Below are 14925 nucleotides of genomic sequence, written 5' to 3'. Positions count from 1 at the left end.
GATTCGAAGGGCCACATCCCGCAGCCCCGGAATCACGGGGCAGCGGGTCCGAGGAGCAAGGAATGATCCAGCAGAATGTGTCGCGAAGCGTGCAAAAGGGCCTTGCAATTGCCAATCCGTTGGACGTCAGATGGTCTCAGACACACCACGGAGGACAAATGACGATCTCTTTCAACCACACCATCGTCTACGCAACGGACAAACGCCGTTCCGCGGAGTTCCTGGCCAACGTTTTTGGGCTGCCAAAACCACAGCCGATGTGGTCCTTCATGACCGTCTCCCTTGACCACGGGGTGGCCCTCGATTTCGCCACGGCGGACCGGCCCATCTCCCCGCAGCACTACGCATTCCTGGTTAGCGAGGACGATTTCGACGGAATCTTCGAGAGGATCCAGGCCGAAGGGATCCCCTACTGGGCGGATCCTGCACGGTCCCGCCCGCAGCAGATCAACCATAACGACGGCGGTCGCGGGGTCTACTTCGCGGATCCGGACGGGCATTTCCTTGAGGCGATCACGCGGCCCTATGGATCAGGTGCGGCATGAGTTCCCCAGTGCGGATCACGGCCACAGTGACGGGCCGCGTCCAAGGCGTCGGTTTCAGGTACTGGACGATGGCCAAGGCCCGGCGGTTGGGTCTGGCCGGCCAGGCGGCGAACCAGATGGACGGCTCGGTGCAAGTGATCGCAGAGGGTGATCGCCAAGCCGTCGATTCCCTGCTGGAATGGCTACAGTCCCGGGATGCCCCCGGCCGTGTGGACCAGGTGGATGCCACTTTCACGCAAGCCACCGGCGAATTCTCCGGGTTCGGGGTGGACTGAGCCCGCCCTAGGCGTTTGCGGCGTTCGCCTCATCCAGGGCATTGATGCGTCTCTGGCGCGACGCCGGAGAGTCCAAGCTGAACGAGCGGAAATCGCCGAGGTCCTCGCGGATCCAACCCTCGACGTCGGCGATCCGCGCTTTGACAGCTGCGGTTGGCTGGGCGAACGTCCAAGCTGCGATCCGTTCCTTGCCGGGATCGTACTGCCACAGCCCGATAATCCGTCCCCGGTCCAGGATCGGGTGGTCGGACAAGTCCGCTTGAAGCGCCAGCGTGGTGTCCAGGACCTTCCTGCCGCGATCCTCGTCGGCCAGCATGTCCGCCGAGTTCCGGCGCAACAGCACCAAAGAGTCCGTCCCGGCCAGAAGCTGAATCTGCTCCTCCCGAGGTGCCTTGAACGCGGAAAGGCGTTCGACGTCGTCGGGCAGCATCCACAGCGGCTCGCCTGCCGCCGCGGTCACTTCGACCGCGTCGACGGCGGCCAGCGCCGCCTTGCTCTGCGCGACGGTGAAGCCCGTGAACCATTGGCTCTGCTTGAACGTTGCCCCGCCGGTCCAGCGCAGATACCGTTCGATCAGGCGCGCGCGGGCGGCGTCGTCGTCGATGGGGCTCGGCGGCAGCACCCATGAGGTGTAGGCGTAGCGCTGCTGGTCGAGGCGGCCGTTGACGGGGACGCGGCGGATGCGGCCGTCGGCTTGGAGGAGGCCCAACGCCGTCGGGAGGGTGGTGGACGCGCCTTTCTTCTTGCCTTCTTCGCCGAGGCTGCGGACGGACTCGCCGAGTTCGTCCTTGAGTTGCTTGGGGTCCATGGGGTCGCTGGACTCAGTGAGGGTGTGCAGCACCTGCTCTTCGAGCAGCGTGATCTCACCGCGTTCGACGCCGAGCCGCGCCAGGACCTTGAACGGCGCCACTGCGGCGTCCCGGCCAACCTGGAGGCCCCAGGCGCAATCGTTCCGGCCAAGGACATAGGTGCAACCGCGGGCCGTGGGGAGTTCGTGGATTTTCAGCTCCGCGACGTCCCGGTCCACTTGTTCGCGCCTGATCCCGGCCCGGGCGAAGAGCGTGAGGTAGGGGTTGGCGCCGCCCACGGAACGGGCCCAGCCGGCGTGGTCCAGGACTTCCTCGGAAGTCCTGCCGGCGAGTGAGCCGTCGAGGCCTTGCCGATGCCACGCCCAGGCGCGGAGCAGTTCCGGAGTGAGCGTTTGTGTGGAAAGCACGGCGGACGTCATGGCCCCATTCTGCACCGTTGCTAGCCATCCGCGGCAGTCCCGCGCGAGCTAGCGCTCGAAATCCAGGGAGAAGCCTGCCCAGGCGTCGGGATGCTCGCGCAACAGCACGTCGACGCCGGCGAGCGCACCGCCGTCGTCGCTCTCGCGGACTTTAGCGGCAACCGCTTCCGCGATGAAGCGGGCCAGCATCTCCGTCGTCGTGAGCTGTCCGGCGAAGTCGGGGTGCTCGTCAAGGTTCCTGTAGTTCAGTCGGGCCAGCACCTCGTCCAGGATGGTTCCGGCGGCACCGATGTCGAGCACGATGGCATCGTCGTTCAGTTCCGCGCGGCGGAACGTCACCTCGGCCACGAACGTAGCTCCGTGCAGTCCTCGGGCGGGCCCGAACGATTCCCGCGGGAGGCTATGCGCGATCATGAAATGCCGGCGGACGGTGAGGCTGAACATGGTTAGTCCTTGCTTCCGGTTTTTGGATAGGCAATGACATGGCAAAGATCGTCCAGCTCGCCGTTTTCCAGGCCATCGAAGACCCCTGGGAGCTCCTCGAACTGCGACTCTCCCGTGAGGAAGGCGTCGAACACCGGGTCCCGCAGCAAGGACAATGCCAGCTGCAGCCGTTCATTGGACGTCCTGCGGTGCCGGCGTGAACGCGCCACCACCCCCACTTGGCTGGCGCGGATGGATAAGCGCCGGGCATGGAAGTCCTCGCCCAGCGGCACGGAAACAGCCCGGTTCCCGTACCAGGAGAGCTCGATAATCTCGCCCTCGTCACCCACCAACTGCAGGCTTCGGGCCAATCCTTCATCCGTGGCCGAGCAGTGGAACACGATGTCGCAGTCCTGGAGCGCGTCGTCCGGAAGCGCGAACTCCACGCCTAGGGATTCCGCCAAGCCGCGCTTGCGCGGATCCGTTTCCACCAGTTGCAAGCGCCCCAGCGGGAAGCCGCGCAAGAGCGCTGCGGTCATGCCACCCACCAGTCCGGCCCCGACGACGGCGATCCTGTCACCGAGGCGCGGCCCAGCCTCCCAGAGTGCGTTGAGGGCAATCTCCGCGATGCCGGTGAGCACGGCGCGGCGTGGCGGCACGCCGTCGGGTATTCGCGTGAGCGAGGTGACAGGCACGACGTAGCGGTCCTGATGGGGATGCAGGCAGAAGACGTTTTGCCCAGTCCAGTCTTCGGGGCCTTCCTCGACGACGCCGACCGACAGGTAGCCGAACTTGACCGGCCCCGGAAAATCTCCCGTCTGATGGGGTGCGCGCATTGCCTTCGCAGTGCGTGGAGGGACGTGGGCTTCGTGGACCACCAGTTCCGTGCCCCTGCTGATGCCCGAATACAAGGCCCGAACCAAAGCCTCGCCGTGCGCCGGAGCCGGAAGGTCCTCGCTCCGCAGTTCACCTTGGCACGGGCCCACGGTCCAGTAGGCCAATGCCGTTTGCGTGGGCGTGTTCTGCGGTGCGTGATCCGGGAGAGTCATCTTGCCTGTGAATGTAGCCCCGCAGCCGCGAATGCGGAAGGGCTGGCACTTCCGGGAGTGCCGCCGTTTGACGGCGGCCTGGCGGGGCCGTTTTGGGGAACAGGGCTCCACTCCGGTACCCTATTTCAGTTGGTGACGTGTCCGAGCGGCCGAAGGTGCAACACTCGAAATGTTGTTTGGTGTAAAAGCCAACGTGGGTTCAAATCCCACCGTCACCGCCACTTGAAAGGCCCCTGCTTCCCTGTGTTTACACGGGAACGGGGGCCTTTTGCTTTGCTGGAATCAGGGGTTTGCCCACATTTTGCCCACACTCGCCAGAGAGACCGCGTGATCCAGAGCGTCTGAAACTGAGTCCAAGTCCCCGTCGAACAGATCCGCGTAGGTGTCCAGAGTCATGGCGGCCGAGCTGTGACCGAGCATCTTTTGGACCACTTTCACGTTGGCGCCAGCCGATACTGCGAAGCTCGCCGCGGAGTGCCTCAAGTCGTGCGGAGTGATCCGCGGAACGCCCGCTCGCTTGATTGCGTAAGCAAACCAGCTCATATTGTCCTCGTGCACCCGTGCAGCGCGGAGGTAGTGCCCGTTCTCGTCCGGGAACACCAGGTCATCCCGGCCCTTGCCCTCGCATTGCGCAGCCAACTTTTTGGCCAGGAACTTCGGAAAGGGCACCGTCCGCTTCTTGTGGTTCTTGGGAGTGCCGACATGGATCACAGAACCGACCTGGACGGCATTCTCCTCGATCATGAGCCGACGTCGGAGCATATCGAGGTGCTTGACCTTCAGCGCGGTTGCCTCGCCCCAACGGATCCCGCAATAGGCCAGTACCAGGACCAGCCCCGGGTACTTGCTCGCGGCCGCCAGCTCGTGCACCTGATCGTGACTCAGGTAGACGTGCGGCTTCTTCACTTTCCGGGGAAGCGAGACGCCACGGGCAGGATTGCTCAGTGTCCGCCGATCACTCACGGCGTCGTCCAGGATTGATGCCAGGACACCGTAGGACCGGATTACCAGCGTCGCCCCTTTGGGCTTTCGTGGCGTAGCCTGGCCGACCCCAGCCCCTACAGCACCATATATTTCGCCGCTGGAGCAACATCGATCAACGCTGACTTGATATTTCTCATGACGGAGATCAACGACGCGACGTCCGGGACTGCGGTTGCAACATACAAGGCTCAAATGCAGGCTGCTGTGACTGCGGCGAAATCGAATGGCGCAAGCGTCGTCCTTGTTACCTCCGCGCCGTCAGCTGCGGCCGACGTGACACTGTATACGAAAGCACTCTACGAACTGGCGGACAGCAACGACCTGCCACTCGTTGACCTGCAGGACCTGATCGGTGGCCAGCCGGCAGCCAACGCGCTGGGACTTTACAACGACCCTACGCACCCGAATGCGGCCGGTAACGGCTTGATTGCCAGAGCAATAATCAAAGCGCTTGGGCTCTAGATAAGGGAAACCTGGACAAGTCGTCTGTGACAACCGCGAACAGCCCCCGTCATCTTCGGATAGCGGGGGCTGCTTTCGTTGTTCTTCCCAGGGGTTTAGCCGAGCGCCAAATTCATTGAAATGGCCGAGCCGTTAGCTAAGGTTTTAAGAGCCTGCTCATATTCGGCAGCGATCTCTTCGGGCGTCCGCCCTGGCGCGAGCTGGCCGGCGTCAACAGCGGCCTTTGCCTGCTGGTATTCGATGGTCAGATTCAAAAGATTTTCCCCAGTTGTCATGGCTGAAGCCTACAACCGGAGTCAACACCCCCCGACGGATGGAGGGCAATCACTGAAGTCTCGGAACTATCGACCCGCATAACGAATGTGCCATAATCACGACATGTCAGAATCAGCAGTCCCGGTAGCAATGGCGTTCGAGCTTCAAGCCAGCTGGGAAATCGACCCTAGAGCCGTGCCCAGTGTTGCCAATCAGGTCATGCTTCGCGTTTCTGGGGGCGATGGCGGAGTCCCGCAGGGCGTTCAGCTGACCTTCGGGTATGTGAATGGCCCTGTCGCCCCCTCCAATGCGACTCGGGAGCAGATCCAAAGTCTCGTCGCGCCGATCGTCCCCGTGGGAGACATCTACCTGCCGCTGGAGGCGGCCGCAAAGCTCCATGAAGTCCTAGGGCAGCTAATTGCTGACAATACTTCAGCGGTGTCAAATGCCGCCCACTAACGGCCGAAGCCAGGCCTTGGTTGCATTCCCCCTAGCCGCTGGCTTGGCTTCCGGTGGGGGTCTCGTTCCGGTGCACGAGATCATCGCCGGCGACTCAAACGTGACGCTTCGCGCCGGTATCACCAAAAACATAGAGATTTCGGTGAGGACCTATTCCATGGACCTTCCAATGAAGTCAGTCATTCCCCTCACAACCTCAACGTTCATCCCGCAGCCATCCGCCGCCACCGAGGAAGACTTCTTGGATGTCGATTTCGGAGAGCCTGAACCATTCTTTGTCCCATCGTCGTGGCTGTCCGAGTTTCGAGGGTACGACCCTCGCGGTGGCGAGAAGGGAACGATTGAGGGGGGCCTCGAGTAGTGGCGGATGCAGCTCTCACATCCATCTCCACTGACTTGCGCCAAGGAGATATCTGTCAGATTGACTTGTTCCCGCATTGGAACATTGACACATCCTCGTTTGTAGCTGGAATGGGTCAGAAGCCCACACATGTTCAGATGCCGGCGCTTCCAAAGGTGCTCACCGGTACCGGGACGACGAAACGCCTCGTATCTATCTGTTCCTACGATTGCGACCTGGAGAACCCTCGCGATCGAAAGGGCATCCTGATAGCCCCAGTCTTCGCTCTCCCCAAGACGCACAATCGATACGAAATGGTGCGCACGAGCGGGGAGCTCRGGCAAAGTGAAGACGGGGCATATTTCGACTATCTGCAGCTTTTCCCCGTCAGGGTTCAGGATCTGACGGATGTTGACGTTGAGATGGGGGTTGTCGATTTTTCGGCAATGGTCTCCATTGGGAAAGCCTTCGACGCGGCAAAGATCCTCAGCGCTCAAAAGGTTTTCGAGATCGACGATGAATCCCGAGTGCTTTTCAGGACAAAGCTGTCTGCTTTCGTTGGGCGGCCTGCGCTTCGGTCGGCTGCGGCCGAGGGGCGCAATTCGGAAGCGGCGTAAGCCTGAGGGTTAGGCCACTTAACGCGCCTTTTATCCGGAGCCCCACGACTACCGGCTGCCCATCTGTGGAAAACGACCAATGAGCGAGAATTCGCTACTGCCGCGGGCGCGAAGCCACGCCCCGGAATAGGGCATGCACCCCGCCCGCCCTCTTCATTTGTCACTGAACGGCTGTCTTCCGGCGATGATCTGTGCAATCTCGTCTTGCTGGTCAGGTGAGAAGCGGTAGAGGCGACCGATGCGGTCACAGGGCCACTCCCCTGTTTGGACTTTGCGCCGCACGGTTTCGTCGGCTATCCGATACTTTGCCGCCATGTCCTGCGTGGTGGCATAAGACTCCGTCATGTGCCCCAGTTTGGCATGCGCGCCTTCTACTATCGGTTTCATGACGGTTCAAAAACTCGCGTACACATTCCTCGAAGCCGCCGAAATGACGGGCTACAGCGAACGCACCATCCGCCAGCAAGTCACCGACGGAAGCCTGGCCGCCCGATACGCAAACTCAAAAGGCGTCATCCGGCACGAAGACCTCGCCGAATGGCTTGACTCCCTACCTGCCGAATCACCCCGAGCCTAACCAGGCTGCAGGGACCTTAGGCCCGCTCTTTGCTGATGAAGCAGCACGGCACTCTTCGGCGCAGCCTTGACCTGCGTTGTTTGGGTGCCGTCGGCCGGCGGCTTAGGTGAGGCAGGCGGTGCAGTCCGATACCGCGGCGAATCGATCCAAGAATGGATGTGCCCGGTTTGACCCCGAGCAGGTCCGCGACATCTTCGGTGGTCAGCTTCACGTAGGCAGGGCCTTTACTGAGGTAGCGCCAGTTTTCGACGGTCGGTCTCAACCTCGGCAATGTTTTGGATCGTCGCAGCAAGACGTTCCTGCGCTTCGGCGATCTTGAATCGGTTTGTCATCTGGCCCGGGCCCTCCTAAATGGTCAGCAGCGGCGCGCCGCCAAGGGTGTCCACAGTATGTCCGCCCTTCTCGTCGTGCCCAGTCCGCAGAAAGTCCGTAGGAGGCGTCCCTGCCCACATTTTGCCCACATCCTGCCCACATTTAGTGTGAAAAGGGATGATTTCAGGTGATGAAAATCCCCGGAATCTAGCGGTTTCCCTTGCCAGCAATGACGCGGGAGAGGTTTCAAATCCCACCGTCACCGCCACTTGAAAGGCCCCTGCTTCCCTTTGTTTACAAGGGATCGGGGGCCTTTGCTTTGCCCGGAGCTGGTTCATTGGCAAAGAATTGGCAAAACTTAACTTCGGGGCCCTTGCAAGCTACAACTTTGCCCTTCCGCTCCGCTGTCCCACTGGTGAGCAACGCGGCCGCGCCAGCGGAGATCCGTTGATGGTTGGAGCGCAGCGAACACCAGGGCAAGCCCTGGAACCCTGACCTGTATCCTTCCGACATGACGAACGTTGAAGAAGCCCAGTTCAAAGCTGCCCCGTACCCCAAATCTCTCCAAGTGACGCTGAACCGACCCGAGGGGTATACCCACGATCAAGAACGCCTTTGGATGGAAGCTCGCGAGGAAGTCGAGGAACAGCTCGAAGAGGGTGAATTTGTTCAGTCTCAGGTCGGTATCTTCGGTGAGTCGGTGGGAGAGAGAATGAGGTGGACGGCGCTGTTTCAGATCGACCTAAAGGAGGCTGACCAAGGCTAGGCCTAGTTCGGGGCGTCCTCGTGGGCCCGGTCCAGGACAGTGAGGCAGTGCCGTGCAGGAAAGGGAGGACAGCCTTCCTGTTCTCCGAACTACAGATCCCACATCAGCTTCCGCTCGGATCCGACCTCTTACGCGTTACTGTGATTGGACAACGAATCCGGAGGGCCTTTATGCACGAGGATGCAGAGTACCAGCCAGCAACTCACCTTGACGGCCAGACATCCATCAATGACTATCTCAGCCCGGTCCCAGCAATCCTTCCGGTGGAAGTCAGAGAACCAACCGACGCTGAGCTGGCAACGTTTCTGATAGCACAAACCCCCTAGTCCCCGGGGTTTCGCCTCGACCAGTGCCGGCCGTCGCGCCGGAACCATACGCCGAGGAATCCTCGGCCATCCCTTCGGCGAATGTCGGTGCCTGCCCTAGGCTGCTGCAGTCACGACGAAAACTACAAAAATGCGCCCCCGCTACCACGGCACAGCAGGCCAGCCCGGACCCTGCTGGTGGCTGTGCCACGGTTGCAGCGGGATTCGGCGTCGGCAAGAGCCCAGTTGCGCTGCTCCGCAAAGGCCGAGCCCGCGCACGGGAGTAATCATGCCCCTGTGGCAGATGAGCCGCACAAAAGGGATCTAGTGCGGGGGATTCCATAGGCCCTGCCACCCTGGTCAGGATTGCAGTGAACAACGGCGGCTGGAGTGGCACTGCTGGGCCGGTTCAGGGCCGGCTCACAGTAGCGACAGCAGCCAGCGGCGGCTCGGCCCTCATCTTCTCCTGTATCGGCACCTGCTTAACAGACCGAAGCGAGCTTTAGTCCGCGTCAGAAGCGTTCGCCGCACTACGCTAATGCAGACAAAGAATTAGCTCTGGTTGTCGGAACACCGTGAAGGGAGATAAAGGGTGGCAATGATGGAGAACGTCGACGACGGGGTGGTTGAACCTGGACAACCGTCGACTGATGAAATCATCGGCGCAGTTCGGACAGCAGGGTGGTTGCTCGAGCATGACWCGGAAACGGCTCTACGTGCGGCAGGCTACTACACGCAGATGGGCCAGGCTTTTCCTGATCCCGACGACACCGCAATTTCCCGGGAAATTGATGTTTCGGGATACAGACAACTATTCACGGACAGGGATCTCGCGTTTACTGTTGGCGTGCGGGTGATCGCAGAGTGCAAGCAGAGCACAATGCCTTACGTGCTAATCGGTCGTCCTCCCTACGAAGAAGTCGCAGATCGACCTCGAATCGAGCAACAATTTCGCTTCGAGCGGGTGGAAACCCGCCGCACTCCGATCGGTGACAATAGGCAACAAATTGAGACCACCGATGCGCGGACCTACCTCGGACTCCGCAGGTTGCCTGGTAACCCTTGGGATTTAGACTTCGTAGCCAGCCAGATGACTCGTCTTGATCGGAAGAAAACCTGGCTCGCGGACAATCATGGAATCTTCACCTCTCTCGTATATCCCCTGGCGAAAGCACTAACGTACTTCCGTTCCACTAACAAACGAGGTAGTTACGTATCGCATGAGCCCGGTCGCGACTGGGCCAGCATAATTTTCTACTATCCGGTGGTGGTCACCTCTGCACCAATATATGTCTTGGATGTATCTGAGGCGGATCTCAACCCTCGTAAGGTGCAGTGGGCGACCATGACTCGCCAGATCAAAGGCAAAAATGTGGATGGCAACTTCTACGTCGACGTTGTGACAGCCGACGCCCTCGACGACTACCTCGCGAAGCGCATTGGGATATTCGTCGACGAGGTCACGCGCATAGCGCAGTCCAATCCGAAGCGATTCGTGACGCATGAAGACCTAGGATATTCGCCTGCTTAGCAACCTGATCGTGCTCGGCGATTTCAACCTGGACCCCATAACAGGCTGTGAGGATTGGGGTGGCTGGTCTGGGACTGGCTGGCAGAGTAGGTGCTGGCCGTGCCGCCCCGCGGTCGTGACTCACATAACGGCTGGCCCCGTCGGGGTGCCATTTTAGTGACCTGTCCGTCCGCGGGGTGGGCGGCCGGTACCTGCCCGGCCCACCTCGGTGACTTGATCAGAAGGTTGCCCGCCCCGTTTGACGGGGCGTGGCTCGTCACAGTGCTGTTCCGAAGTGACCTCTACCCGGACTGGTACCGGCCGCTTGCGGCCCTGACCATATCCGCGAAATAGAGGAAGGTGCCGGAACCGCTATGACTATCGTTGCGCATTCCCACCCCTTTGTCGTCGGCGTCGACACCCACGCCAAAAACCATGTCTACGCCATCACCACCGCTACCGGGGAACTGCTTCAGACCCGGGATTTCCCCACCACCAGCGCCGGCATCAACCGGGCCATCGCCTGGGTCGCGCGACGCACCGGCGCGGACCTGGGAACCCTGTGGGTGATCGAGGGCGCCGCCTCCTACGGCGCCCTGCTGCCCGGCACCGTCGGCGCAGCCGGCTACCAGGTCGCCGAAGCCGCACGGATGGATGCCCGCACCCACCGCGGGGTCGGCAAGTCCGATGTGCTGGATGCGCACCGGATCGCCGCGGCCGTCCTTCCCCTCCGGGAAGAGCAACTGCGCAGGCCCCGGCTCAACGACGGGGTCCGCGCAGCCTTGCGGGTCCTGGTTACCGCGCGGGAGTCCATGACCGCCGACCGCACCCGGTCCGTGAACGCACTGACCGCCCTGGCCCGGGTGAACGAGCTGGGCCTGGACGCCCGCAAGCCCCTGACCGGAACCCAGATCCTCGAGGTCTCCCGGTGGCGGGCCCGTGACGAACCGCTGGCATTGTCCGTTGCCCGCTCCGAAGCGGTCCGGCTGGCCACACGCATCAGCGAACTCGACGCGGACATCAAAACCAACGGTTCCCGGATCACCGAACTGGTCGAAATCAGCGAAGCCGCGCCCCTGCTGCAGGAAACCGGCTTCGGTCCCGTGACCGCCGCGATCTGCCTGACCGCATGGTCCCACCAGGGGGGGTCCGTTCCGAGGCCGCCTTCGCGTCCCTCGCCGGGGTCAGCCCGATCCCGGCCTCTTCCGGGAACACCATCCGGCACCGGCTCAACCGCGGCGGCGACAGAACCCTGAACAAAGCCCTGCACATGGTCGCCCTCAGCAGGATGGCCTTCGACACCGAGACCATCGGATACGTCCAGAAACGACAAGCCGAAGGACGGACCAAAAAGGAGATCCGCCGGTGCGTGAAACGCTATCTCGCCCGACGGATCTACCGAACACTCAACGCAACAAACCCAGCCCCCAGCCACGCTTGACGAACCATAGAAGGGTCATTATGTTGTGGCCTTATTCCGAATTCAGGTCCCGGCCAGAGGCAGCCCCTGAATCGACCGTCGCGACACGACCCACCCGAACCGGACCGTGGACTCGCACCCACGTCGGATGCCTTGCTCGAGACATCCAGCCGTGCAAAGCAGAAACCGGATGGTCTGCCCCACTCCCCCGGAGATGGCTGAGGCCACGGCTTGGCGGGCACGGAAAGCTCAGCCGTGGGCCGGAGCAGTTTGAAGGACCGGCCTCGTATTGGTTTCGCGCCGACCTCCGGCCGCGCCCCTGAGCCTTGGCTTAGCCGTAGGGTTCAAGCCCTCAGTCATAAGAAGTTATAGGGGGTTCTAGGGTTTTTCGTATAAGGGTCTGGAACTTGCCGAACGGCAGCCAGCCCCAAGCCGGCGTCCAGAGCGCGAACCAACACGGAAGGACCCCGGACCGATCATCGGCCCGGGGCCTTTCATTCGTATGGCGGCCGCTTACCCGCCGGGACGGCAGCCGGGTATAACAACGTATAAGAAGTTCTAGCCACATCTATGCATTTCCGTAGAAGTGGCTAGAACTCGATATACTTGGACCATGGAGCCACAGATGAACCCCTACAATCCGGGGTCCGGCGTGCCGCCCCGCTTCCTCGCCGGCCGCGAATCGGAGATAACTGCCTTCGATCTTCTGGTTGCCCGCACGGAGAGGTCCTTGCCGGCCAGGCCGATGGTCCTGAGCGGACTGCGCGGGGTGGGAAAGACCGTGCTGCTGAACAGGCTCAAAGGCATCGCGGACCACCACGGCTGGCTGACCATCAAGCTCGAAGGACGCCCGGGTGCAGACGGGGCACGCGACATCCGCCGCACCCTGGCACGCGAACTCCAGGTCGCCTCGCGGCGCTTCGTCTCCCAGATCGGGGTCGAGCCGGTCAAGCGGTTCCTGCGCACTGTCACCTCCTTCAGCGCCACCGTCGGGGTCGAAGGTGTCTCCCTCGGCGTGGACGTTGACAGCACCCGAGCATCCACCGGCTTCATGGACATCGACCTGCACGACGTGGTCGAGGACGTTTCCCGGGCCCTCCGTTCGCTGAAAAAGGGCCTCGCCGTCTTCATCGACGAGATGCAGGATGTCGACGACGAGCTCCTGGCGGCGCTGGTGACCGTCCAGCACTTCGCCGTCCAGAACGAGCTGCCGTTCTTCGCCACGGGAGCGGGTCTCCCTGACCTGCCCGCCCGGCTCGCAGACGCCCGGAGCTATGCCGAACGCCTCTTTGACTACCGGCGGATCGGCCGGCTGAGCGTGGCCCAGGCCGCAGAGTCCCTTACTGTTCCGGCATCACAGATGGGCCAGAACTACAGCCCCGAAGCCCTGGAAACGCTGCTCAACGCATCCGGCCGCTACCCCTACTTCATTCAGGAATTCGGCAGCGCCATGTGGGAGGTGGCCGCCAAGAGCCCGTTCACCGGCGAGGAAGCCGCCGTGGCCGCCAGTATCGGGCGGCAACGCCTGGACGCCGGATTCTTCCCGTCCCGGTGGGACCGGGCAACGCCCAGGGAACGGGACTACATGGACGCCATGGCCCAGGACGGCGACGGGCCGTCGAACACAGGTGCCCTCGCCGCGCGGATGGGCGTGAAGGCAAACAGGCTTGGTCCCACCCGCGCCCAGCTGATCTCGAAGGGGTTGATCTACTCGCCCGAATACGGGCAGGTCGCCTTCACCGTGCCCGGCATGGCGGCCTTCATTGCGCGCCAGCATCACGAACTGGACAACAGGACGTCTTAGCCGGGACTCTCTCTCAGCGCTGTGAACCGTACTTTTCGGTTGTGTCCAGGGCCAGGTACGTCGGCGTCGCCTCGATGAAGCCGAAGTCCATCCAGTAGCGCTTCAATGCCGCCTGTACCCTGAGATGCTCGGCAGTGTCCTCCTTCGGGGTGCCCTCCATCCACTTGCCCTCCTCGTCGCGGAGGATCGGTGCGGGCATCAGGACAACGCGGCCGACGCCGCGTTCCACGGTGGCCAGGATCGCTTCCATGATCGTCTGGCCGACCCGGTGTCCGCGGAACTCGGGTTTCACCTGGACAGACTGAAGGTACAGGAGGCCGGGCTGCATCGACGGCATCAGATCGGGCCGCTCATGGGTGAGCATGTGCGCAACGTTGTACAGCTCCTGGCTGACCGCGTCGAGAGTATCCAGCCGGTCAATCTCCGAGACGTCCGTGACGATTTAGAACAGCGCGCCCCCGACATGGACTTCGTCGCCGTTGCCGTCAGCGCGCTCGTCGAACCCCACATAGGCATTGAGCGTCCACGCCTTCGAATAATCTTCCGGTTCATGCTCCGGGTTGGGGATGCCGTTGTACACGCACCCGTACTGGAAGGTCAGATTCACAGGGTCCAGCGACGGCATGCGGTTCCCTCCGGTCGGCAGTGTGATTCACTCCGGGGCAGTCTATGGCGGTTCCGCGCGCATTAATAGAGGGAGGCTCCGGCAGGTGGCGCTGCCGCCGAGGACCCCCGCACGACAGAGAGGGCCAGCGCTCTGCCGGCCCTCTCTGTCGTGTACTGCTATGTTCGCTATGCGGCTACACAGTTACGAGCTCGTCCTCCACGGCGACCAGCTCGGCGATCTTGGCAGCGACAACAGCCATCGAATCATCAGCCGTGTCCAACCCGTTTCGGGAGCCGAGCAGCGGACTCACGTCCCGCAGCTCTTCATAGGTCGTACCGTGGATAACGGGGATCAGCAGGTTGCGCGCTAGGAGCGCCGAAAGCTCCTTGTCAGACACCCCGCCACCATCCACGCGCTTCAGCAACGCGGGGGTAACGAGGACGATGCCCGTACGGGACTTCGCCAGACCCCTGTCGATTTCCCGCAGGAACGGCTGCCCAAGCACAATGTCCTTCTCACTGAACCAGACTGAGGCGCCCGCGGCCTCAAGGAGGTCGTGCAGTTCCGTAGCGGCGCCGCGTCGGTCATCCCATGCGTGGCAAAGAAAAACGTCTCGAAGTTCAGGCCGACCCGCGCGGGCTTCGACCGCACTCCGAACAGGTGTCAGAGCCTGCACTTCGGCCGGGGTGTACGTGACGGTCGAGGTGCTTGGTGACCACCGCGGACGCGTTCTTGCGGCACTGCTTGATCCGCCGCTGCCCGATCCGCCGCCACTGCTGCTCCGCGTGTAGGTCGGCTCTGGCGCGTAGTAGGGACGGGGCGAGTAGCCGTAGCTTCTACCCCCGCACGCGGGACAGTTGGCTCTCGCGGCTGCTGATCTGTGCCCCTGACGGGGTGCTGTACATCTGCTCATGGCCGGATCCTAGCAGCACGCGCCGACATATCTGAGTCACATGATGGCAGGCCCCTGATTGTCAGCCCGCCCGG

The 14925-nt window shown here is 62.2% G+C and carries 19 protein-coding genes, 1 tRNA gene and 1 pseudogene; 12 read left to right on the top strand and 9 right to left on the bottom strand.

The features are described from left to right. The first annotated feature begins 158 nt into the window (after positions 1-158). On the top strand, positions 159-545 hold the full coding sequence (locus tag AC1DLO_RS14785; RefSeq protein WP_476890436.1) for a VOC family protein: 387 nt from the start codon (positions 159-161) through the stop codon (positions 543-545). Next, on the top strand, positions 542-820 hold the full coding sequence (locus tag AC1DLO_RS14780) for an acylphosphatase (RefSeq protein ID WP_476890435.1): 279 nt from the start codon (positions 542-544) through the stop codon (positions 818-820). The genes AC1DLO_RS14785 and AC1DLO_RS14780 overlap by 4 nt, the downstream gene beginning before the upstream one ends. 7 nt (positions 821-827) lie before the next feature. On the opposite strand, the gene AC1DLO_RS14775 is transcribed toward AC1DLO_RS14780, so the two are convergent. The 3 genes from AC1DLO_RS14775 to AC1DLO_RS14765 are packed head-to-tail and all read right to left on the bottom strand — an operon-like array spanning position 828 to position 3520. Further along, on the bottom strand, positions 828-2048 hold the full coding sequence (locus AC1DLO_RS14775) for a DNA glycosylase AlkZ-like family protein (RefSeq protein ID WP_476890434.1): 1221 nt from the start codon (positions 2046-2048) through the stop codon (positions 828-830). Between the two features lie 48 nt (positions 2049-2096). Next, entirely contained in the window at positions 2097-2492 is a 396-nt protein-coding gene (locus AC1DLO_RS14770) for a 6-pyruvoyl trahydropterin synthase family protein (RefSeq protein ID WP_476890433.1), read from the bottom strand. A gap of 2 nt (positions 2493-2494) precedes the next feature. After that, positions 2495-3520, bottom strand: coding sequence for a zinc-dependent alcohol dehydrogenase (locus AC1DLO_RS14765; protein WP_476890432.1), 1026 nt, complete (start codon positions 3518-3520; stop codon positions 2495-2497). Between the two features lie 131 nt (positions 3521-3651). Here AC1DLO_RS14765 and AC1DLO_RS14760 point away from each other — a divergent pair. Further along, positions 3652-3741 (top strand) — tRNA-Ser (locus tag AC1DLO_RS14760). A 61-nt stretch (positions 3742-3802) separates the two neighbouring features. On the opposite strand, the gene AC1DLO_RS14755 is transcribed toward AC1DLO_RS14760, so the two are convergent. After that, on the bottom strand, positions 3803-4483 hold the full coding sequence (locus AC1DLO_RS14755; protein WP_476890431.1) for a tyrosine-type recombinase/integrase: 681 nt from the start codon (positions 4481-4483) through the stop codon (positions 3803-3805). Positions 4484-4561: 78 nt separating this feature from the next. Between AC1DLO_RS14755 and AC1DLO_RS14750 the strand changes: the two genes are divergently transcribed. After that, entirely contained in the window at positions 4562-4966 is a 405-nt protein-coding gene (locus tag AC1DLO_RS14750) for an SGNH/GDSL hydrolase family protein (RefSeq protein ID WP_476890482.1), read from the top strand. Positions 4967-5061: 95 nt separating this feature from the next. Here AC1DLO_RS14750 and AC1DLO_RS14745 read toward each other — a convergent pair whose 3' ends face one another. Beyond that, the gene (locus AC1DLO_RS14745) at positions 5062-5241 is read right to left on the bottom strand and encodes a hypothetical protein (protein WP_476890430.1); all 180 of its coding nucleotides are present in this window, start codon (positions 5239-5241) and stop codon (positions 5062-5064) included. Between the two features lie 103 nt (positions 5242-5344). On the opposite strand from AC1DLO_RS14745, the gene AC1DLO_RS14740 reads away from it, so the two are divergent. The 3 genes from AC1DLO_RS14740 to AC1DLO_RS14730 all read left to right on the top strand — a co-directional run bounded on the left by AC1DLO_RS14740 (position 5345) and on the right by AC1DLO_RS14730 (position 6637). Continuing rightward, positions 5345-5680: a hypothetical protein gene (locus AC1DLO_RS14740; protein WP_476890429.1), complete on the top strand. Its 336-nt coding sequence runs from the start codon at positions 5345-5347 to the stop codon at positions 5678-5680. A 70-nt stretch (positions 5681-5750) separates the two neighbouring features. Next, a complete protein-coding gene (locus AC1DLO_RS14735) occupies positions 5751-6041 on the top strand; it encodes a hypothetical protein (protein WP_476890428.1) in 291 nt (96 codons plus the stop codon). Further along, positions 6041-6637, top strand: a complete 597-nt coding sequence (locus AC1DLO_RS14730) for a hypothetical protein (RefSeq protein ID WP_476914511.1) — start codon at positions 6041-6043, stop codon at positions 6635-6637. The genes AC1DLO_RS14735 and AC1DLO_RS14730 overlap by 1 nt, the downstream gene beginning before the upstream one ends. 153 nt (positions 6638-6790) lie before the next feature. Here the strand turns inward: AC1DLO_RS14730 and AC1DLO_RS14725 are convergent, their stop codons facing one another. Next, the gene (locus AC1DLO_RS14725) at positions 6791-6982 is read right to left on the bottom strand and encodes a MerR family transcriptional regulator (protein ID WP_476890426.1); all 192 of its coding nucleotides are present in this window, start codon (positions 6980-6982) and stop codon (positions 6791-6793) included. A 40-nt stretch (positions 6983-7022) separates the two neighbouring features. Between AC1DLO_RS14725 and AC1DLO_RS14720 the strand changes: the two genes are divergently transcribed. The 5 genes and pseudogenes from AC1DLO_RS14720 (at position 7023) to AC1DLO_RS14700 (ending at position 13331) form a co-directional block, all read left to right on the top strand. Beyond that, positions 7023-7214 (top strand): helix-turn-helix domain-containing protein, encoded by a 192-nt coding sequence (locus AC1DLO_RS14720; protein ID WP_476890425.1) that lies wholly within the window; start codon positions 7023-7025, stop codon positions 7212-7214. Positions 7215-8037: 823 nt separating this feature from the next. After that, positions 8038-8292: a hypothetical protein gene (locus AC1DLO_RS14715; RefSeq protein ID WP_476890424.1), complete on the top strand. Its 255-nt coding sequence runs from the start codon at positions 8038-8040 to the stop codon at positions 8290-8292. Between the two features lie 903 nt (positions 8293-9195). Then, positions 9196-10128, top strand: a complete 933-nt coding sequence (locus AC1DLO_RS14710) for a hypothetical protein (RefSeq protein WP_476914510.1) — start codon at positions 9196-9198, stop codon at positions 10126-10128. Positions 10129-10481: 353 nt separating this feature from the next. Then, positions 10482-11548 (top strand): annotated as a pseudogene (locus tag AC1DLO_RS14705) (IS110 family RNA-guided transposase). Between the two features lie 592 nt (positions 11549-12140). Continuing rightward, positions 12141-13331 carry an AAA family ATPase gene (locus tag AC1DLO_RS14700; protein WP_476890422.1) on the top strand — a complete coding sequence of 397 codons (1191 nt, stop codon included), beginning with the start codon at positions 12141-12143 and terminating at the stop codon, positions 13329-13331. A gap of 13 nt (positions 13332-13344) precedes the next feature. Here the strand turns inward: AC1DLO_RS14700 and AC1DLO_RS14695 are convergent, their stop codons facing one another. The 3 genes from AC1DLO_RS14695 to AC1DLO_RS14685 form a co-directional block, all read right to left on the bottom strand. Beyond that, a complete protein-coding gene (locus AC1DLO_RS14695) occupies positions 13345-13695 on the bottom strand; it encodes an N-acetyltransferase (protein WP_476890421.1) in 351 nt (116 codons plus the stop codon). Positions 13696-13773: 78 nt separating this feature from the next. Next, positions 13774-13956, bottom strand: a complete 183-nt coding sequence (locus tag AC1DLO_RS14690) for a hypothetical protein (protein WP_476890420.1) — start codon at positions 13954-13956, stop codon at positions 13774-13776. A gap of 175 nt (positions 13957-14131) precedes the next feature. Then, entirely contained in the window at positions 14132-14851 is a 720-nt protein-coding gene (locus AC1DLO_RS14685) for a toll/interleukin-1 receptor domain-containing protein (RefSeq protein WP_476890419.1), read from the bottom strand. Positions 14852-14925: the final 74 nt, after the last annotated feature.

It is taken from the genome of Arthrobacter sp. 01T419, from assembly GCF_056398865.1.
Note: the sequence above shows the minus strand (reverse complement) of the source record. Positions and strands in the feature narration are given on the sequence as shown.